This is a genomic window from Jiangella alkaliphila, assembly GCF_900105925.1.
GTDB lineage: Bacteria > Actinomycetota > Actinomycetes > Jiangellales > Jiangellaceae > Jiangella > Jiangella alkaliphila.
In genome coordinates this window covers 1065738-1083317 of record NZ_LT629791.1, presented here as the reverse complement: position 1 = coordinate 1083317, position 17580 = coordinate 1065738, and the positions used below count along the sequence as shown (strand labels likewise).

The following is a 17580-nucleotide window of genomic DNA, read 5'->3' as shown; positions in this document are numbered from 1 at the left end:
GGAGCAGTTGTGAAGATCCTCGTCATCGGGGCGAGCGGGGTCGTGGGGTCGGCGGTGGCCGAGGAGCTGGCCGGGCGCGGGCACGAGGTGATCCGGGCGTCGCGGCGGGGGCCCGTCGTGGTGGACACGGGCGAGCCGGCGACGGTGGAAGAGCTGTTCGCGACGGTGTCCGGCGTCGACGCGGTGGTGTGTTGCGCGGCGAACGCGCCGACCGCCGATCTGGTCGAGGCCAGCGACGACGAGTTCACCGCAGGGCTGCCGGGCAAACTGCTCGGGCAGGTGCGGCTGGCCCGGACGGCGCTGCACCACGTCCGCGACGGCGGGTCGATCACGCTGACCGGCGGCACGTTCGCCGAGCCGCTGCCGGGCGGGTCGTTCGGCGCGCTGGTCAACGCGGGGCTGGCGGCGTTCGTCGAGGCGGCGGCGCCGGAGCTGCCGCGCGGCCTGCGGCTCAACCTCGTCGCGCCGGGGTGGGTGCGCGAGTCGCTCGAGGCGTTCGGCTGGGACCCCGCGCGCGGCGTCCCGGCGGCCGACGTCGCGCGGGTCTATGCCGACCTGGTCGACGGGACGGCGACGGGCGAGGTGGTCGCGGTCACGGGGCCGGTGCCGAGCCCGCGATGACCGACGCCGGCAGGTAGTCCGACCGGACGGCCGACGGCAGGCCGTGGTCGTGCCGCAGCGCGGCCCAGGCCAGCGGTCCGAGCGCTATGAAGCCGGCCGGATCGTTGTCCTGCGGCTCGCCGGGATTGGCCTCGACCTCGGTCCAGTAGCGGCGGTGCAACGTCAGCGCGTTGCGTAGCGACTGGTCGAATTGATCGCCGCCGGGCTGCAGGTGCCCCAGCGTGAGCTCGATCTCCGGCGAGACGAGGAACAGCGCGTAGTCCCGCGCGGCCGGATGCAGGCCGCCATCGGTGCAGCCCTGCAGCGCCTCCAGCAGCAGGTCGTTGCCGGCAGCGTCACCACGCAGCAGGAGCTGCAGGCCGCGCGCGTGCGCCAGCCCGTACGCCGCCTCCTCGGCCGACACCGGCTCGCGGGCCGTGCGCTCGATCGGCACGGCCGCGAACAGCTCGAGCGCGACGGTGTCGCGGGTCGCCAGCGCGGCGTGCGTGGCCTGGACGAGCGACCGCGGGCCCAGCCCGACGGGGCGCGCGGCCAGTAGCGGCAGCGTCACCGGCCCCGGACCGCCGAGGGCCACCTGCAGGGGCGCATCGAGCCCGAGCAGCACACCGGCCGCCGCGACGGCGCGGGCCGCGATCCGCAGCGGCGTCGCGACGTCGCCGTCCAGCAGCGTCCGCAGCCCCGCGACGGCCAGCGCCTCCGCGCCCAGCTCGACCAGGTTCCCGGGCCGGTCCGGCAGGCTCGCCGTGAGCGGCTCGAGCTCCTCAGCGCGGTCGGCGAGCTGCGCGGCCAGCTCCTCCGGCGACCGGCTGGGTCGGTGTCCCTCGACGACGTCGGCCACGAGCGCAGGCTATCGGCCGGCCACTCGGTTCCGCCTCAGCCGACCGGGGCCACGTCGGCCTCGACGGCAGTGGTGCGGTCGTCGACGACGCGGCCGGCGGTGAGCAGTCCGCCGAGCGCGACCACGCCACCGGCCACGAGGATGCCCGCGAACGTCGCCGGGCCGGGCGTGGTCAGCGCGACCGCGGCGCCGCTGACCGCCAGCGCGGCGGCCGTGCTGAGCGACCCCGCGAGCTGCCCGGCGCTCACGTTGCGGCCCTGGTTCGTCCGGTCCGACCCGGCCAGGATCAGCAGCGACAGCACCGGCGACGTGAGCCCCATGCCGAGGCCGGCCAGCGCCCAGCCGAGCAGCCCGATCACCGTCGGCACCGCCGGCCAGGCCAGCAGCGTCGTGACGGCGAGGCCGGCGGTCATCGTGGCCAGCCCGGCCCGCAGGACGACCGCCGGCGGACGGCCGTGGTCGCGGCCCTGCAGCCAGGAGCCGACCGCCCACGTGACGCCGGTGATCGACAGGCTGACGCCGGCCGTCGTCGGGCTGAAGCCGTGTACCAGTGTCAGCAGCAGCGGCAGCCACGACCCGACCGCGCCGAAGGCGGCACCGGCGAACGCTCGCTGCGCCACGACGGCGGGCAGCCCGCGCCGCACCCGGAACGTCCCTCGCGGCAGCAGCCGGACCGCCGCGAGGACCGTTCCGGCGGCGCCCAGGACGACGATCGCGACCGCGGGGACGGTCTCAGCGGACAGGTGCTCGCCGGCCAGCGACAACCCGAAAACAGACGCCGCCGCGACGAACGCCCACGGCAGCACCGACCGCGACGCGCCACCAGGTACAGGCGCCCCGGCAGCCCCGGCAGACGGCGGCACCGTCCGCAACGCAGGCCGGAGCAGCAGCCACACCGGCACCAGCACTGCCAGCGCGCCGAGGAACACCCACCGCCACCCGACGCCCTCGGTGACGATCCCCGTCAGGAACGGGCCGACCACCGACGGCAGCACCCAGGCGGCCGCGAACAGCGAGAACATCCGCGGCCGCAGCGCCTCCGGCAGCGCCCGCGCGATCAGCACCATGATCCCGACGTCGATCAGCCCTTCGGCCAGGCCGCTGAGCAGCCGCCCCGCGATCACCTGCGGCATTCCCGCGGCCGTGCCGACCAGCACCTGCGCGACGGCGAACGTGACGGCGCCGGCCCGCAGCGGCGGCACCGGGCCGGACCGGTCGGCCCACAGGCCGGCCAGCGCCAGCGAGACGACATAGGTCGCGATGGGCGCGGCCGTGGCCAGGCCGAAGCTGCTGACGGCGTCGAACTCGCGCACCAGGGTCGGCAGCGCGGTGCCGACCGCCCGGTTCTCGAACGCGCCGAGCGTCACCAGGGCGACGGCGCCGATCGCGAGCGGCAGGTGGTCACGGCTGAACAGCGACGGCGAGGACGAGCGAGCAGGCATGCCACCGATGCTGCAACCTCAAGCAAAGTTGAGGTCAAGTTGCGGGCAACCCGACCAGCCGGCCGAGCGTGCGCACCTGGTGGTCGAACAACCCGGCGCGGTCGTCGACGACGTTGGCGAACTGGCCGAACAGCTCGAAGTTGAGGTAGCCGAACAGGCCGGTCCAGGCGGTGATGGCCCGGGCGACGAGCTCGTCGGGCAGGCCGGGCATCATCTCGCGGACGGTCTCGGCGTCGGCGGCGAACGACGGCGACGGCGGCGGGAACCCGTCGGGCGACGCCAGAACGCCGGCCGCATAGGCGGAGGCGAGGATGCGCCCGTAAACGACGGTGTCGCGCACGGCCGGGCCGACGGTGTCGACCGGCGCCTGGTAGCCCGGCACCGGCGAGCCGTAGATCAGTGCGTACTCGTACGGGTACGCGAGCGCCCAGTCGCGGACGGCGTGGCAGACGGCCCGCCACCGGCCCGCGTGGTCGTCCGCGTCGCACGCGGCGTCGGCCCGTTCGACCGCCTCGCCGACCGCGTTGTAGGCGTCGATGATCAGCGTGGTCAGCAGGTCGTCGCGGCTGGGGAAGTAGCGGTAGATGGCCGAGGAGACCATTCCCAGCTCGCGGGCGATGGCACGCAGGTTGAGGCCGCCCGCGCCCTCGGTACCCAGCTGACGCCGGGCGATCTCGGTGATCTCCCTGGTCAGCTCGGCCCGGGCGCGCTCGCGTGCGGTGCGTCCGGCGTTCATGCCGGTGACTCTAGCAGAGCAACGCACCAAGTCGAGAGCACTGCTCTTGACATCTCCGCTCCGAACAGAGAGCATTGCTCTCGTAATGGAGCGACAGACACTGAGGAGCAGGTCATGGGCAAGCACGTCATCGTCGGCGCCGGGCAGATCGGCCGCTTGCTGGCCGAGCGGCTGGTCGCGGACGGCCACGAGGTCACCGTCGTCAGCCGGTCCGGTTCGGGCCCCGACGGCGTTACGAAGGTCGCGGCCAGCGCCGCCGACGAGGCCCGGCTGACGCAGGTCACGCAGGGCGCCGACGTGCTGTACAACTGCGCCAACCCGCAGTACCACCGCTGGACGCAGGACTGGCCGCCGATGGCCGCCGCGATCCTCGGCACCGCGCAGACGACCGGCGCCGCCCTGACGATCCTGGGCAACCTGTACCCGTACGGCCAGGTCGACGGCCCGATGACCGAGGACCTGCCGCTGGCCGGACCCGGAGTGAAGGCCCAGGTCCGGGCCCGGATGTGGGCGGAGGCACTGGCGGCGCACGAGGCGGGCCGGGTCCGGGTCACCGAGCTGCGCGGGTCGGACTACTACGGGCCGGGCGTGCGCGACCAGGGGCACGTCGGCGACCGGTTCTTCCCGCCGCTGCTGGCCGGCAAGCCCGCCACCTACCTGCACGATCCGAGCGTCGTCCGCAGCTGGACGTACGTCCACGACGTCGCCGCCGCGCTCGTCACGGCCGGCAGCGACGAGCGTGCCTACGGCCGGGCCTGGCACGTCCCGACGGCGGCGCCGTTCAGCGCGCGGGAGCTGGCGGACCAGGCGGCCGCAGCCGCGGGCACGTCGCCGGCGCGGATCCGGCGGCTGCCGTACTGGGCCCAGGACGTCCTGGGGGTCGCGGTGCCGATGATGCGCGAGCTCAAGGAGACCCGCTACCAGTTCTCCCGCCCGTTCATCCTGGACTCGTCGGACTTCCAGGCGACGTTCGGCCAGCGGCCCACGCCGCTCGACGAGGCGGTGGCGGCGACGGTCAGCTGGTGGCAGGCGCAGCTGGCTCGCTGAGCACCGGCCGGCGGCGTTCGGCAGGCGAGGAGGGCCGGACCGACGTCCGGCTAGGCTGGGCCGCGGAGCCGGCCGAGCGGGAATGACCGTCGCCAGAGCCGCGAGGGAGGCGCAGTGGGCCGTCAGCTCAACGGTGACGGCGCGGCGGCGCCGACCCGCCGCGCGACCATCAAGGACGTCGCTGTGGCCGCCGGTGTCTCGCGGTCGACGGCGTCGCGCGCCCTCACCGGCCGCGGGTACGTCGCCGCCGATGCGCGTGAGCGCATCCTGGCCGCCGCCGAGGAGCTCCGGTACGTCCCCGACGCCACGGCCCGGTACCTCAAACAGCAGGTCAGCCTCTCGATCGGCGTGCTGGTCACCGATCTGCGCAACTCGTTCTACGCCCGGCTCGCCGCCGGCATCGGGCAGACGGCGCGCGCCCGCGGCTTCAGCCTGGTCCTCGCCGAGGACGGCGGGTCGGCGCAGACCCAGGTCGAGCTCGCGGAGACGTTCGTCGCGAGCCGGGTCGCCGGCGTGATCGTCACGCCCGCCTCGGCCGACATCACGACCTACCTGTGCCGGCATCGCGTCCCCGTCGTCGAAGTCGACCGGCAGTTCGCGGCCGGCTCCTGCGACGCGGTGGTGGTCGCCGACCGCGCGGCGTCGCAGGAGGTGAGTGCATATCTGCTCGGTCTGGGTCACCGGCGCGTCGCGTTGCTCGTCGACACCTCCACGCTGATCACCGGCGGTGAGCGCTACGCCGGGTACCGGGCGGCCCTCGCCGCGGCCGGCGTCCCCTTCGACCCCTCCATCGTCGTCGGAGCTGACCTCGAGGTCGGGGCAGCGCGGGCGACGGCCGCGGCACTGCTCTCCGGCCCGCGCCGGCCTACCGCGGTGTTCGCGGCCAACAACGTGCTCGCCGAGGGCGTGTGGCGCGCGGCCGGGGACGTCGGCCTGAGCATCCCGGCCGACCTCAGCGTCGTCTCCTTCGACGACGCGCCGTGGATGAGCCTGGTGGTGCCCGGCCTGACCGCCGTCGACCAGGACGAGGAGGCGCTGGGCGCCGCCGCCGTGAACCGTCTGCTGGAACGCATCGCCGACCCTGAGGCCGGCCCGACGACGATCACCATGCCGACCCGCCTCGTCCACCGCGCCTCGACCCGAGCCCTGCCCTGATGGCCGCGGTACTGGGGCTGGACATCGGCGGCACCAAGCTGGCCGTCGGCGTCGTCACGCCTGACGGTGCGGTGCACGGCCTGATCGTCGAGCCGACCCGTCGCTGGGAGGGCCCGGACGCCGTGCTCCCCCGGCTGTTCGACCTCGGCCATCGGGCGGTGGCCGCGGCCGGGCTGGGCCGGCCGATCGATGCCGTCGGGATCTCGTGCGGCGGGCCGCTCGACAGCGCCGCCGGCGTGCTGATCTCGCCGCCGCACCTGCCGGGCTGGATCGACGTCCCGGTGGGCGAGCTGACCCGCCAGGAGTTCGGCGTGCCGACATACCTGGAGAACGACGCGACGGCCGCCGCGCTCGGCGAGCACCGGTTCGGCGCCGCCCGCGGCGTCAGCACGATGATCTACCTGACCATCTCGACGGGGGTGGGCGGCGGCGCGGTCATCGGCGGACGGCTGCACCGGGGCGCCGCAGGGAACGGCGGCGAGCTGGGTCACGTGATGGTGCGCCCCGGCGGGCGGTTGTGCACGTGCGGGCGCCGCGGCTGCCTGGAGGCGTACGTGTCCGGCACGAATATCGCCGATCGAGCGGCGGAGGGGCTGCGGGCGGGCCTCGGCTCGGGCTCGTCGCTGCGCTCGGCCGACCCGCTGACGGCCGCCGACGTCGCCGCGGCGGCACGCGACGGCGACGCCTTGGCCCGTCAGATCTGGACGGAGACAACCGACGTGCTCGGACAGGCGCTGACCGACCTGGTGAACGTGTTCGAGCCCGAGCTCGTGGTGCTGGGCGGCGGGGTCACCCGGGCGGGCGCGATGCTGCTGGACCCGGTCGCGGCGACGGTCGCACGCGAGGCGATGCCGCCGGCGGCGAAGGCGGTGCGGGTGGTGCTCGCCGGGCTCGGCGACGTCGTGGGGGTCGTCGGAGCCGGGGTGGTCGCGCTGGAGGCGGTGGACGTCGAGCCTGCCTAGCGCCGTCCGGCCTTGGCCAGCGCGACCTCGGCCTGGGCGGCGAGGGTGGCGACCAGGTCGGCCGCGTGCGGCAGGTCGGAGATGAGGTCGACGGCCTCGCCCGCCCAGACCGGCAGTGGAGGAATGGCGCCTCGCGCGACATCGTCCTGGTACTCCTGCTGAGCCTGGGCGTCCGTGGCGAGCTCGGCCTCGCGGCCGCGCCATCGGTCGAGGTACGGGTGGCCGAGCGTGCGGGCCAGGTACTTCGACGGCCACTGGGAGCCGCGGGCGACGTCGAGCAGGTTGCTGCGCTCGGTGTCCTGCGGGGACCCGTCGATGATCGCCTTCGTGGTCGCGGGGTCGACCAGGGCTTCGGCGGTGGCCTGGAACCTGGTGCCGATGAGGGCTCCGGCCGCGCCCAGCGCCAGTGCGGCAGCGACGCCGCGACCGTCGGCGATGCCGCCGGCCGCCAGCACGGGCACGGGCGCCGCGAGGTCGACCACGACCGGGACGAACGGCAACGTGGACCGGCCCCGCCGGGCACTGTGCCCACCGGCCTCGGTGCCTTGCGCCACGATGACGTCGGCGCCGAGGTCGACGGCCTGCCTGGCCTCGTCCAGATCGGTGACCTGGAGGATCAGGACCGCCCCCGCCTGACGGACGCGCTCGACGTACGGGCTGGGGTCGCCGAAGGACAGCATGACCGCGGTCGGGCTGTACTCCAGGGCGTGGTCCACCGCCCTGGCGTCGATCGCCCAGGTCAGGAAGCCGACTCCCCACGGCTGGTCGGTCCCCGCGGCGACGATCGGGGCCTCACGGTCCAGCCACTCGGGGTCGCCGAACGCGGCGCCGAGCATGCCGAGGCCGCCGGCGCCCGACACGGCCAGCGCGAGGGCGCCGCCGGCCGATCCGCCCAGTGGCGCCTGCACGATCGGGTGGCGCAGGCCGAGCAGTTCGGTGAGTGCCGTCGACAGTGCCATGGCCTCATCATTGCGCGGTGCCGACGGTCAGCAGCTGCCGGTGTCCATGCCGTTCTCGATCAGCCGGCGCGGGCCCGGGCCGTGCTCGCCCAGTTCGTCGTGCGTGTTCGCCAGCGCGCAGCAGCGCAATGACAGGCAGCCGCAGCCGATGCAGTCGGTGAAGTCGTCGCGCAACTGCTGCAGCCGCTGGATCCGATCGTCGAGGTCGGCCCGCCACCGATGGGACAGCTCCTCCCAGTCCTTCTGGTTCGGGGTGCGGCCGTCGGGGAGGTTGGCCAGCGCGCGGTTGATCTCGGCGAGCGGGATGCCGACGCGCTGGGCGATGCGGATCAGCGCGACCCGCCGCAGCGTCGCCCGCCGGTATCGTCGCTGGTTGCCCGAGGTGCGCCGCGACCTGATGAGGCCCTGCCGCTCGTAGAAGTGCAACGCCGACACCGCGACGCCGCTGCGTTGGGACAGCTCGCCGACGGTCAGCTCGGACTTGTTCCACGCGACGGTGTCCACGGCGGCGGTCTCCTCGACTTGACCTCAACTTTGATTCAGGTTCTAGCGTAGCGGCGAGACCATGTGGAGCCAACGGTTGCCGCGCCGCTCGGACAGGGTGTGCTGCCGTCACACCCCCTCGGAGGACCCCGGATGCACGCGATCCGTCTGCACGAGTTCGGCCCGGCCGAGAACCTGCGCTACGAGGAGGTGCCCGACCCGGTGCCCGCCGCCGGCCAGGTCCGCGTCGCCGTCGAGGCCAGTGGCGTGCACCTGATCGACACGACGCTGCGATCGGGCGAGGGCGGCGGCCCGCTGCCGTTGCCGGCGCTGCCGTCGATCCCCGGCCGCGAGGTGGCCGGCACCGTCGACTCCGCCGGCGACGGTGTCGACCCCGCCTGGGTGGGCCGGCGGGTCGTCGCGCACCTGGGTGCGGCCGGCGCCGGGTACGCGCGGCTGGCGGTCGTGCCGGTCGAGTCGGTGCACGTGCTGCCGGACTCTCTTGCCGCCGACGCGGCCGTGGCGATGATCGGTACCGGCCGGACGGCGGTCGGCGTGCTGTCGCGGGCCGCGCTGACGGCGGACGACGTGGTGCTGGTGACGGCCGCGGCGGGTGGGGTGGGGAGTCTCCTCGTGCAGGCGGGCCGCAACGCCGGCGCCGTCGTCGTCGGGGTCGCCGGTGGTGACGACAAGGTCGCGCGGGCCCGTGACCTGGGCGCCGACCACGCCGTCGACTACACCGCGCCCGACTGGCCGGAGCGGGTCCGCACCGCCCTCGGCGACCGCGCGCCGACCCTCCTCCTCGACGGCGTCGGCGGTCCGCTCGGCCGCGCCGCGATGGACCTCCTCGACGTCGGTGGCCGGCTGGTGATGTTCGGCTGGTCGTCCGGCGAGCTGCTCCCGTTCTCCTCCCCCGACCTCGTCGACCGCGGCCTCACCGCGACCTGGCCGATCAGCCGGCACCAGGTCGGGCGGCCGGGGTTCCTGCGCGGGCTGGAGACCCAGGCGCTGGCCGAGGCCGCTGCGGGCCGCCTGGTCCCGTTGGTGCATCGCTTCCCGCTCGAACGCGCCGCCGACGCCCACACCGCCCTCTCCACCCGCCGGACGACGGGCAAGGTCGTCCTGGTCTGAGCGGTACTTTCGACGGCCAGCGCTCAGCGCCGCGTCCGTCGTCGGGTCGATGGCACCAGGTCTATCCCCCGACGAGCGTCAAGGTGGCCGCAGAGGTACCGGCTACTCGGAGCAGAGCAGGCCGGGGAAGCCGACGTCGTCGCCGAGCCACTCGTCCCCGTTGTCCGATGCGTTCGTCGTCTCGCGTTGGTGCGCGCGGCAGGCGCGCACCCGCAGCGTGTCGACCAGCTGCTCCGCCTCGTCGAGGTCGCCGGCGGCGATGGTCGCGCCGACCTCGTCGCGGTAGACGGTCGGCAGCGCGTCCAGTGGCAGGCCGCCGGGGACCGCGTGCAGCTCGGACAGATGCACGGGGCCGAGCTCGTGCCGGACGCCCTGGTAGATCGCGACCTGGCCGTCGCTGACGCCGACGTAGTACTGGTCGCGCACCCAGCCGTTGGCGTACGTCAGGCCGGCCCAGCCGACCGCGACCACCGCGGCGACCGCGATCACCGGCCGTACCCAGAGCCGGCGACGTCGCCGTCGGGCGCGGGGGGCGTAGCGCATGGCCTCAGGGTCATGCTCGAGCTCCGCCGGCTGGCCGTCCTCGATGCTCTCCGCCGCCGACCCGACGATGAACGACTCGCTGGTCGCGCCGGCGCCGGCGCCGGCCGCCTCGGCGTCGACGAGCTCGCCGATGACGACGGTGACGTTGTCCGGCGCGCCGGCGTCGAGGGCGGTCGTGATGAGCTGCTCGGCGGCGTCGTCGATGGTGTGCGCGCGAGCCAGCAGCGACTCGATCTCCTGGTCCGTGACGACGTCAGACAGCCCGTCGCTGCAGATCAACACCCGGTCGCCGGCCTGCACATCGATGATCGAGTAGTCCGGGTGGATCGGTGACTGCCCCTGGAGCACCTTCGTCACGACGGAGCGCGCGGGGTGCTCGCGGGCGTCCTCCGGGGTGATGCGCCCGTCGTCGACCAGCGACTGGACGAACGTGTGATCGCGGGTGATCTGCGTCAGAGACCCGTTGCGCAGCAGGTAGGCCCGGGAGTCGCCGATGTGGCCGAGCGCCAGCTGGACGCCGTTCCACAGCAGCGTCGTCGACGTCGTGCCCATGCCGGCGCGGGACGGATCGGCGCGCGCCATGTCGTCGATGCGGCCGTTGGCGGCGCTGACGGCCGCCGACAGCACGTCGATCGGGTCGCCGTCGGGCAGATGGTCGGCGTTGACGAGCTCGTCGATGGCCGCCCGGCTGGCGACCTCACCCGCTGCGTGACCGCCCATCCCGTCGGCGACCGCCAGGAGATAGGGACCGGCGTAGCCGGAATCCTCATTGCCCTCCCGGACCAGGCCGACGTCGGAGCGCGCGGCATAGCGCAGCGTCAGCGGCATCGATCTCCTACTCCCGCACCCAATCGAGGCGCCGGGGGCCCGAACGTGCCCACCACGCCGCCTCCCCCCAGAGACTTGTCGATCACAGCGGATCGTAACCGGCCCCGGTTCGTCACCGTGGAGGCGCCACGCGGACGCCGTTGTCCACAGCCCACTCCGATCTGCTGACTTGTCCACATTTCCGGGTTTGGCGGGAGCGGGCGAGGGCCGGTTCGGCGAACGATGAAGGGGTCCGGCCGGATCGCCGGGCCGGGGCCTCCGGGCCTCGTGTGGTCGTGGGAGAGGAATGGCGTTCATGCAGCTCATCAAGGGTGCCGCGGTGTGCGGCCTGACGGTTGCCGCGCTGGTCGCGGGAGGTTCGATGGCCGGCTCCGCAGCGGAGATTACGCCGACGTCGAGCGGGCTGGCCACGGGCGGACAGGCGAGTGGATCTACGGCAGGTGTCCTGCCAGCAAGTGCGCCGGCGCGGGCCGCGCCGACGGGAGGTATGTGGGCCGGGCCGTTGGGATCGGCCGGGAGCGGGTCGGCCGGTGGCCCCTCCGCAGGTGCTGTGCTGGCAAGCCCTGGGACGGCGCCCGTCGTCGCGAGCCGGACCGTCGACTGCAGACCAATGCCGCCGCCCCGGCAGCGGCCGTTGCTCGACGGCTTCGCGGTCGGCTGGGTGCCGCAAGGCATCGGACCGATGGTCACCGACTTCGAGTACGAGTGGGAAGACGTCGGCTTCCTGTCGCGCGTCTGGGAGTCCGGGCCCTACCCCGACGAGTCCTACCGGGTCGACCTCCAGGTCACGGTCATGCGCAGTCCGTCCTTCACCGACGTGGCGGCGCTGCGGGAGTTCCTGGTCGGGTACCTCGAACGCGATCCCGCCGCCTGGGCGACCGAACCGTTCCTGCACCTCGACGGCCCCGGACTCACCGACGTCGGCGAGCTGTTCTGGCTGGCCGAGCCCGGCGTCGCCGTCCGCGTGTTCGGGGGTGGCGAGCAGATCGACTTCCGCGACCTCACCCGCACAGCCTGTGCGGTACGGCAGGTGATGCCGGTGGACTGACGCCGCAAGCCAACGGGCACGCCGAGCACCTCGCCCGCCGTTCGACGTCGACGTCGGACAGCCATGGAGCAGCCGCCAGAACTGCATCCGCCGACCCCTGATCCCGGCGGGCGCGACCGCCGGCGAGGTGCCGGCACCGATCGATCGGTGTCTGACGGGGTCAGCCCGCGGCGGCGCGGAGGCCGGGCGCCGGCCGGCTGATCGCCCGGTGCTGCGACGGAGTCAGACCGCGGCGTCGCTTGAACGCGGCGCTGAGCGCGAACGCGCTGCCGTACCCGACCTGGCCGGCGATGCTCTCGATGGTCGCGTCGGTCTCGCGCAGCAGGTCGGCGGCGATCGAGAGCCGCCAACCGGCCAGGTAGCTCATCGGCGGCTCGCCCACCCGAGCGGCGAAGTCGCGGGCCAGCAGCGCCCTCGACACTCCGATCGCGGCGGCCAGCGAGCCGACCGTCCACCCGTGGCCGGGGTCGTCGTGCAGGAGCCGGAGCGCTTGGCTGACCGGCGAGTCGTCCAGTCGCCCGTACCAGTGCGGCGCCTGCGCCTGCGGCCGGTCGAACCATCCGCGCAGCGTCGAGACCAGCAGGAGGTCGAGCAGGCGGTCGAGCACGACCTGCTGACCGGGTCGGTCGGCGGCGAGCTCGGCGGCGACGAGGTCCAGCATGGGGCACGGGCAGTCGTCGTCGGCGATCACCAGCACGCGCGGCAGCGCGTCGAGCAGCCGTTCGCTGATGCCTGCGGCGCCGTCGTAGGTCCCGGTGAGCACGACGGCGTCGCCGACAGCGCCCGGGTCGCAGGTCCGTCCGGCCGCGCCCGCCTGCACGCTCCACGCGCAGTAGTCGGCGAGCTTGACGGCGTCCTCGGGCCGCGCGGCCGGGTCGGCGGCGACGGTGAACGGCTCCGGCCCGCGGACGACGGCGACATCGCCGGCGCCGACCCGCACCGGCTCGCCGTCGGCCGACCGGAGCCAGGCGGTCCCGTCGAGGACGGCGAGCAGCGTCAGTTCGGAGCCGGTCGCGAACCGCACCGACCACCTCGGGTCGAGCACCGTCCGCCCGATCAGTGCGCCGCTCGCCCGGACGCCGTCGAGCAACTCGGTCAGCGCGTCCATCCCACCACCGTAGACGACGTCGCATGAATCGGAGCGTCTGGACCATTCAGAGTCCACCCAGACGGAGGTTGGCTGGCGGCATGACGATTCTCCTCATTGGCGCCACCGGCAAGGTCGGCCGCCGGGTCGCCGCCCGTCTCGACGACCTCGGTGTGCCCGTGCGGCAGGCCGGACGCACCAGCAGCCCGCCGTTCGACTGGACCGACGACGCCACCTGGCCGGCCGCCCTCGACGGCGTGCGCTCGGCGTTCGTGGTGCCGTACGACGCCGCCCCGCTCACCCGTCCGTTCGTCGACGCCGCGATCCGCAGCGGGGTCGAGCGGATCGTGCTGCTCTCCGGCCGCGGCGTCGACGTGCCCGACTACCTGCCGGCGGACCTGATGGAAGGCAACCCGCACATCGACGGCGAGGCGGCGCTGCGTCCGGCCGCGGTGGACTGGACGATCCTGCGGCCGGGATGGTTCGCACAGAACTTCAGCGAGGGCTTCTTCCGCGACGCCGTCCTGTCCGGCGACCTGCGGCTGTCCGCCGGCGACGGTGCCGCGAGCTTCGTCGACGCCGACGACATCGCGGCGGTCGGCGTCGCGGCGCTGACCGAGGACCATCATGTCGGGCAGACGTACGAGCTGTCCGGGCCGCGCGCCCTGACGATGGCCGAGGCGGCCGCGGAGATCGCTGCGGCGTCCGGCCGCGACGTCCGCTACACCCACATCGAGCACGACGACCTCGTGCGCGAGCTGGTGGGTCAGGGCTGGTCCGCGGACGACGCAGAGGGGTACGCGATCATGGTCAGCCCGGTCCGCCGCGGCATCGACGCCTACCTCTCCGACGGCGTGGAGCGCGCCCTCGGCCGCCCGGCCCGCGACTTCCGCGACGTCGTCCGAGCGGCGGCGGAAACCGGGGCCTGGTCCTAACCTGCCTGGCTGGTCAGCACCGCCAGGCGAACTGGTACCAGCCCGGGTACCACTGCGCGGGCCGGACCGGCGACGCCCTTCGTGCACCAGACCGTGCCCGACGACCGGGCCGTCGCCGACGTCGACTCGGCGGCCGGCGGCGAGCGCCGCCATGACTCCGGCCATGGCCAGGCGAGACCTGAGACGCATGTAGCCGGGCGTGCTGCTGTGCATCAACGCGACGCAGCCCTTGCCTACCCTGACGGATCTGGAGGTGAAGGATGTCTACACCCACCCCAAAGCCGGTCAACCCGTATCAGATGACCCTCGGTATCCTGGCGATCCTGCTCCTGCTCGCCGGCCTGATCACGCTCCTGGCGAGCCAGCCGTCGGACGCCTCAGAGTTCTACGTGGACGACGGTAGCCCGGGCGGTCGGCTGGCCGGAGCGGTGCTGATCGGCGCCGGCGCATTGCTGTGCGTCGCCTGGCTGGGGGTCGGCGCGCTGCTGTGGAAGCCGGAACGGTCGCGGCCGCGGCATGTCCCCGACCCACAGCTCGATCGGATCGCGCCGGAGCCGCCCCTCTGAGAGCTCGGCATCGAACCCTAACCTTCTGATCCGTAGTCAGATGCTCTGCCACTCGAAGCGCAGGCGCTCAGGCACGGCGGGGCTCAGGCGAACTCGTGGCGGCGGGTCTCGGCGGCGAAGCCCGGCACACCGGCGCGAGCCAGTCGGCCGAGGAGTTGTCCCATCGTCAGCGGTGGCCGTTTCGCGGCCGTGAGCTGCGCAAGGAGCGCTCGTCCCACCTTCGCCGGATACAGATCGAGCTGGTCGAGGAGAAATGCGTCCGGGCTGACGACCGTGACATGGAACGGCTCGGTCGACTCGGGCGGAAAGTCCTTGAGGTTGAACGTCACGAGCACCTCGCACCCACCGTGTACCGCAGCGGCAAGAACGTGGCGGTCCTTCTGATCGCAGCTCATCACCTCGATGAGCGGCTCGTACTCGATGACCTCCGCCGCCGGGAACGCCCGTTGCATCTGGGCGATTCGGCGGGCGGCCTGCTCACGCTTGAGTCCGGCCTCGCGCACGAGCACGCTCGCCAGCTCGGTCATCACTCCAGCGGACCAGTGCGGCCGGAACGCGCGCTCCTCGGCGATCCGAAGCAACGTGTCAGTGAGGGTGGCACTGTAAAGAGCGCAGGTGTCGATGAACGCGGGGAAGCTCATGTGTCAGCGCGTCACCGGCGGAGGTCCGTCGGTCGCCGAGTACAGGTCGGTGTCGACGGCATCCTCGACCAGTTCGTCGAGAGTGGTTCGCGTCTGCTCGCGCTGCTGCGACTGATAGTCGAGCAGATCTCTGAGCTGGACGAACCGGTGCCGTCCTGGCTTCGTCATCGGAATGTCGCCGCGCTCGAGGATGCGTACCAGGGTCGGGCGCGCGATCCCGAGGAAATCGGCTGCCTCCTGAGTGGTCAGCATGGCGTTCATTGGGGCGATGGTGACGCCCATACCGCTTGACAGGGTCTCGGCGACCTGGAGCAGTACGTGATACATGGCCTCCGGCAGTTCGAGCCGGGCGCCGTTCGCCGCGACCAGCGCGGGACGCACGTCTGGACCGACCCGGCCGGCGGCCTCGAGCGCCTTCACGAAGTCGAGGATCTGGGCGTCCTGCTGCTCGTCGGGCATATATGTTCTGACGTTGCTGCTTGCTGCCGTTCTCGCCATGATCGCCTCCTCCCCTCAGTTTAAACGAACAAAACGAACAGGGGCCAGGTTTAGTCTCGCATCTCGCCGGCCTGCTCAACGTCACGGGTGCTGCCGATACGCTGCGCCGGTAACGGAATATCGAGCAGGAGGGCGGTCGCGTGGCTCAGGGCGGTGAACTCATCCGCGTGAAGGCGAATCATTGGCGCGGCGACCTGAGCGTGGGCGGTCATCTCACGCTGACAAACGAACTGCTGTCCTTTCGCGCCCACAGACTGAACACCGACACTGAACCGCTCGACCTCCCGGTCGCCGACATCGCCTCGGTCGCGACGTATCGCAGCATGGGCTTCATCCCCAACGGCGTCGTCGTCACCACGACCTCCGGCGTCGAGCACCGCTTCGTCGTTTCCGGCAGGGGTCGCGTCGTTGCCGCGATCGAGTCGCTGCGCTAGACCCGCGGGCACGACGAAACCCCAGGCAGCAACTCGCTGGCCTGGGGTTGTGGTTGGCGCGCCCGAAGGGATTCGAACCCCTAACCTTCTGATCCGTAGTCAGATGCTCTATCCGTTGAGCTACGGGCGCTCGACCCGCGACGAAGCGGACCGGTGACCGAGTGTACCGGTCTGAGCGGCGAGGCCGAAATCGGATAACCTCGCCGGCCGGCGGACCGCTCACGACCAGCGCGGACGGCCCCCTATAGCGTGTGACATGACACCGACGGGACGAAAGGGTGACCGCCCATGGGCCAGCAGCCGGCCAGCCTGACCATCACGAACGCGCGCATCTTCGACGGCTTCTCCGCCGAGCTGACCGAGGGCGACGTCCACATCGTCGACGGCGTCGTCGTCGACCCCGAGACGGTCGACACCGAGGACCGCGGCGGCGACACGATCGACGCGCGGGGCGGCACGGTGGTTCCGGGCCTGATCGACGCGCACTGCCACGCGTACGGCGTCGGGCTGGACATGGTCGGCATCGAGTCGAGCCCGCTGAGCTACGTCGCGCTCAAGGCGGCCCGGCGCCTGAGCAACGCCCTGCGCCGCGGCTTCACGACGGTCCGCGACGTCGCGGGCGGCGACCCTGGGCTCGCCCGGGCGCTGGACGAGGGGCTCGTCCGGGCGCCGCGCTACTTCTACACCGGCCCGGCGCTGTCCCAGACCGGCGGCCACGGCGACCCCCGTCCGGGCGACCGCGATCTGTGCGTCGGTCACGCGCACATGTCCGAGGTGGTCGACGGCGTCGACGCGGTGCGAGCGGCGGTCCGCGACCGGTTCCGGCGCGGCGCCCATGCGATCAAGATCATGGCGTCCGGCGGCGTCGTGTCGCTGACCGACCCGATCCGCCGGCCCCAGTACAGCGCCGACGAGGTCCGCGCGATCACCGACGAGGCCGCCCGGCGCGGCTCGTACGTCGCCGCGCACGCGTACTCACCGGAGGCGATCGAGCACGCCGTCGGCAACGGCGTCCGCTCGATCGAGCACGGCAACCTGCTCGACGAGGCGACCGCCCAGCTGATGGCCGACCACGACGCGTTCCTGGTGCCGACGCTGGCGGCGTACGACGCGATGGACCGGCGCGGGGACGCCGTCGGGCTGAACCCGATCTCCAAGGCGAAGAACCGCGAGGTCCTCGACTCCGGCAAGCACGCCATCGAACTGGCGAGGACCGCCGGCGTCGGCGTCGGCTTCGGCACCGACCTCATGGGCGACCTCGAGGACGACCAGCTGGTCGGGCTGCGGCTTCAGGCCGAAGTGCTCGGCGTGCTCGACACGCTCCGCTCGGCCACGTCGGTCAACGCCCAGCTTCTGGGTCGCGACGATCTCGGCCGCATCGGCCCGGGCGCGGCCGGCGACATCATCCTGTTCGACGGCGACCCGTTCGCGGACGCGTCGCTGCTCTGGAACGAGAAGGGACGCACCGTCATCCGCGCGGGCGTGGTCGTCTGACGAAGCGGCCGGGGCCCGAGCGGCCGGCGGCGCTGAAGACTGATCTGGTCCGTACCACTGCGCATCGGTGGTGAGGTGAGGTACGTACCAGTGTCTGATTTGTCCCGAATTTTGGCACCCTGTGTGGTCCTG

General features: G+C 73.0%; 19 protein-coding genes and 1 tRNA gene. 10 read left to right on the top strand and 10 right to left on the bottom strand.

Annotation, left to right across the window (positions count from 1 at the left end; translation table 11 throughout):
• The first annotated feature begins 9 nt into the window (after positions 1 to 9).
• A complete protein-coding gene (locus tag BLV05_RS05070) occupies positions 10 to 621 on the top strand; it encodes a short chain dehydrogenase (protein ID WP_046767073.1) in 612 nt (203 codons plus the stop codon).
• Here BLV05_RS05070 and BLV05_RS05065 read toward each other — a convergent pair.
• The 3 genes from BLV05_RS05065 to BLV05_RS05055 are packed head-to-tail and all read right to left on the bottom strand — an operon-like array spanning position 593 to position 3637.
• Positions 593 to 1459, bottom strand: a complete 867-nt coding sequence (locus BLV05_RS05065; protein WP_052762165.1) for an immunity 49 family protein — start codon at positions 1457 to 1459, stop codon at positions 593 to 595. The genes BLV05_RS05070 and BLV05_RS05065 overlap by 29 nt on opposite strands.
• A gap of 35 nt (positions 1460 to 1494) precedes the next feature.
• On the bottom strand, positions 1495 to 2901 hold the full coding sequence (locus tag BLV05_RS05060) for an MFS transporter (RefSeq protein ID WP_046767074.1): 1407 nt from the start codon (positions 2899 to 2901) through the stop codon (positions 1495 to 1497).
• A gap of 34 nt (positions 2902 to 2935) precedes the next feature.
• Complete coding sequence (locus BLV05_RS05055) at positions 2936 to 3637, bottom strand: TetR/AcrR family transcriptional regulator (protein ID WP_046767075.1); 702 nt, start codon at positions 3635 to 3637, stop codon at positions 2936 to 2938.
• A gap of 114 nt (positions 3638 to 3751) precedes the next feature.
• Between BLV05_RS05055 and BLV05_RS05050 the strand changes: the two genes are divergently transcribed.
• From BLV05_RS05050 to BLV05_RS05040, 3 genes are all read left to right on the top strand, one after another.
• Positions 3752 to 4684, top strand: a complete 933-nt coding sequence (locus BLV05_RS05050) for an NAD-dependent epimerase/dehydratase family protein (RefSeq protein ID WP_046767076.1) — start codon at positions 3752 to 3754, stop codon at positions 4682 to 4684.
• A gap of 114 nt (positions 4685 to 4798) precedes the next feature.
• Positions 4799 to 5839 carry a LacI family DNA-binding transcriptional regulator gene (locus BLV05_RS05045; protein ID WP_046767077.1) on the top strand — a complete coding sequence of 347 codons (1041 nt, stop codon included), beginning with the start codon at positions 4799 to 4801 and terminating at the stop codon, positions 5837 to 5839.
• Positions 5839 to 6801 carry an ROK family protein gene (locus tag BLV05_RS05040; RefSeq protein WP_046767078.1) on the top strand — a complete coding sequence of 321 codons (963 nt, stop codon included), beginning with the start codon at positions 5839 to 5841 and terminating at the stop codon, positions 6799 to 6801. Before BLV05_RS05045 ends, BLV05_RS05040 begins: the two co-directional genes overlap by 1 nt.
• On the opposite strand, the gene BLV05_RS05035 is transcribed toward BLV05_RS05040, so the two are convergent.
• Both BLV05_RS05035 and soxR read right to left on the bottom strand, forming a co-directional pair.
• Positions 6798 to 7760 (bottom strand): NAD(P)H-dependent flavin oxidoreductase, encoded by a 963-nt coding sequence (locus BLV05_RS05035; protein WP_046767079.1) that lies wholly within the window; start codon positions 7758 to 7760, stop codon positions 6798 to 6800. The genes BLV05_RS05040 and BLV05_RS05035 overlap by 4 nt on opposite strands.
• A gap of 27 nt (positions 7761 to 7787) precedes the next feature.
• Positions 7788 to 8264 carry a redox-sensitive transcriptional activator SoxR gene (soxR, locus tag BLV05_RS05030; RefSeq protein ID WP_046767080.1) on the bottom strand — a complete coding sequence of 159 codons (477 nt, stop codon included), beginning with the start codon at positions 8262 to 8264 and terminating at the stop codon, positions 7788 to 7790.
• A gap of 132 nt (positions 8265 to 8396) precedes the next feature.
• Between soxR and BLV05_RS05025 the strand changes: the two genes are divergently transcribed.
• Entirely contained in the window at positions 8397 to 9374 is a 978-nt protein-coding gene (locus tag BLV05_RS05025) for a zinc-binding dehydrogenase (protein ID WP_046767081.1), read from the top strand.
• A 102-nt stretch (positions 9375 to 9476) separates the two neighbouring features.
• Here BLV05_RS05025 and BLV05_RS05020 read toward each other — a convergent pair whose 3' ends face one another.
• Positions 9477 to 10745: a Stp1/IreP family PP2C-type Ser/Thr phosphatase gene (locus tag BLV05_RS05020; RefSeq protein ID WP_052762166.1), complete on the bottom strand. Its 1269-nt coding sequence runs from the start codon at positions 10743 to 10745 to the stop codon at positions 9477 to 9479.
• A gap of 610 nt (positions 10746 to 11355) precedes the next feature.
• Here BLV05_RS05020 and BLV05_RS05015 point away from each other — a divergent pair.
• Complete coding sequence (locus BLV05_RS05015; protein WP_052762167.1) at positions 11356 to 11793, top strand: hypothetical protein; 438 nt, start codon at positions 11356 to 11358, stop codon at positions 11791 to 11793.
• Positions 11794 to 11953: 160 nt separating this feature from the next.
• Here the strand turns inward: BLV05_RS05015 and BLV05_RS05010 are convergent, their stop codons facing one another.
• On the bottom strand, positions 11954 to 12901 hold the full coding sequence (locus tag BLV05_RS05010; RefSeq protein ID WP_046767082.1) for an AraC family transcriptional regulator: 948 nt from the start codon (positions 12899 to 12901) through the stop codon (positions 11954 to 11956).
• 80 nt (positions 12902 to 12981) lie between these two features.
• Between BLV05_RS05010 and BLV05_RS05005 the strand changes: the two genes are divergently transcribed.
• Entirely contained in the window at positions 12982 to 13815 is an 834-nt protein-coding gene (locus tag BLV05_RS05005; protein WP_046767083.1) for an NAD(P)H-binding protein, read from the top strand.
• 260 nt (positions 13816 to 14075) lie between these two features.
• Positions 14076 to 14381: a hypothetical protein gene (locus BLV05_RS05000; RefSeq protein ID WP_157524200.1), complete on the top strand. Its 306-nt coding sequence runs from the start codon at positions 14076 to 14078 to the stop codon at positions 14379 to 14381.
• An 83-nt stretch (positions 14382 to 14464) separates the two neighbouring features.
• Here the strand turns inward: BLV05_RS05000 and BLV05_RS04995 are convergent, their stop codons facing one another.
• Together BLV05_RS04995 and BLV05_RS04990 are read right to left on the bottom strand one after the other, a co-directional pair.
• Entirely contained in the window at positions 14465 to 15022 is a 558-nt protein-coding gene (locus BLV05_RS04995) for a PIN domain-containing protein (RefSeq protein ID WP_046767085.1), read from the bottom strand.
• A 3-nt stretch (positions 15023 to 15025) separates the two neighbouring features.
• Entirely contained in the window at positions 15026 to 15520 is a 495-nt protein-coding gene (locus BLV05_RS04990) for a helix-turn-helix domain-containing protein (RefSeq protein WP_046767086.1), read from the bottom strand.
• A 140-nt stretch (positions 15521 to 15660) separates the two neighbouring features.
• On the opposite strand from BLV05_RS04990, the gene BLV05_RS04985 reads away from it, so the two are divergent.
• The gene (locus BLV05_RS04985; protein WP_046767087.1) at positions 15661 to 15954 is read left to right on the top strand and encodes a GRAM domain-containing protein; all 294 of its coding nucleotides are present in this window, start codon (positions 15661 to 15663) and stop codon (positions 15952 to 15954) included.
• 54 nt (positions 15955 to 16008) lie between these two features.
• On the opposite strand, the gene BLV05_RS04980 is transcribed toward BLV05_RS04985, so the two are convergent.
• Positions 16009 to 16084, bottom strand: a tRNA-Arg gene (locus BLV05_RS04980).
• A gap of 158 nt (positions 16085 to 16242) precedes the next feature.
• Between BLV05_RS04980 and BLV05_RS04975 the strand changes: the two genes are divergently transcribed.
• Positions 16243 to 17448 (top strand): metal-dependent hydrolase family protein, encoded by a 1206-nt coding sequence (locus BLV05_RS04975; protein WP_046767088.1) that lies wholly within the window; start codon positions 16243 to 16245, stop codon positions 17446 to 17448.
• The last annotated feature ends 132 nt before the right edge of the window (positions 17449 to 17580 follow it).

What these genes read in the sequence shown, in the direction of transcription:
- BLV05_RS04990 (WP_046767086.1), bottom strand. Translation starts at nt 15,520, where the DNA reads ATGGCGAGAACGGCAGCAAGCAGCAACGTCAGAACATATATGCCCGAC.
- BLV05_RS05010 (WP_046767082.1), bottom strand. Translation starts at nt 12,901, where the DNA reads ATGGACGCGCTGACCGAGTTGCTCGACGGCGTCCGGGCGAGCGGCGCA.
- BLV05_RS05035 (WP_046767079.1), bottom strand. Translation starts at nt 7,760, where the DNA reads ATGGCACTGTCGACGGCACTCACCGAACTGCTCGGCCTGCGCCACCCG.
- BLV05_RS05005 (WP_046767083.1), top strand. Translation starts at nt 12,982, where the DNA reads ATGACGATTCTCCTCATTGGCGCCACCGGCAAGGTCGGCCGCCGGGTC.
- BLV05_RS04975 (WP_046767088.1), top strand. Translation starts at nt 16,243, where the DNA reads ATGGGCCAGCAGCCGGCCAGCCTGACCATCACGAACGCGCGCATCTTC.
- BLV05_RS05055 (WP_046767075.1), bottom strand. Translation starts at nt 3,637, where the DNA reads ATGAACGCCGGACGCACCGCACGCGAGCGCGCCCGGGCCGAGCTGACC.
- BLV05_RS05040 (WP_046767078.1), top strand. Translation starts at nt 5,839, where the DNA reads ATGGCCGCGGTACTGGGGCTGGACATCGGCGGCACCAAGCTGGCCGTC.
- BLV05_RS05025 (WP_046767081.1), top strand. Translation starts at nt 8,397, where the DNA reads ATGCACGCGATCCGTCTGCACGAGTTCGGCCCGGCCGAGAACCTGCGC.
- BLV05_RS05020 (WP_052762166.1), bottom strand. Translation starts at nt 10,745, where the DNA reads ATGCCGCTGACGCTGCGCTATGCCGCGCGCTCCGACGTCGGCCTGGTC.
- BLV05_RS04995 (WP_046767085.1), bottom strand. Translation starts at nt 15,022, where the DNA reads ATGAGCTTCCCCGCGTTCATCGACACCTGCGCTCTTTACAGTGCCACC.
- BLV05_RS05015 (WP_052762167.1), top strand. Translation starts at nt 11,356, where the DNA reads ATGCCGCCGCCCCGGCAGCGGCCGTTGCTCGACGGCTTCGCGGTCGGC.
- BLV05_RS05000 (WP_157524200.1), top strand. Translation starts at nt 14,076, where the DNA reads ATGTCTACACCCACCCCAAAGCCGGTCAACCCGTATCAGATGACCCTC.
- BLV05_RS05050 (WP_046767076.1), top strand. Translation starts at nt 3,752, where the DNA reads ATGGGCAAGCACGTCATCGTCGGCGCCGGGCAGATCGGCCGCTTGCTG.
- BLV05_RS05060 (WP_046767074.1), bottom strand. Translation starts at nt 2,901, where the DNA reads ATGCCTGCTCGCTCGTCCTCGCCGTCGCTGTTCAGCCGTGACCACCTG.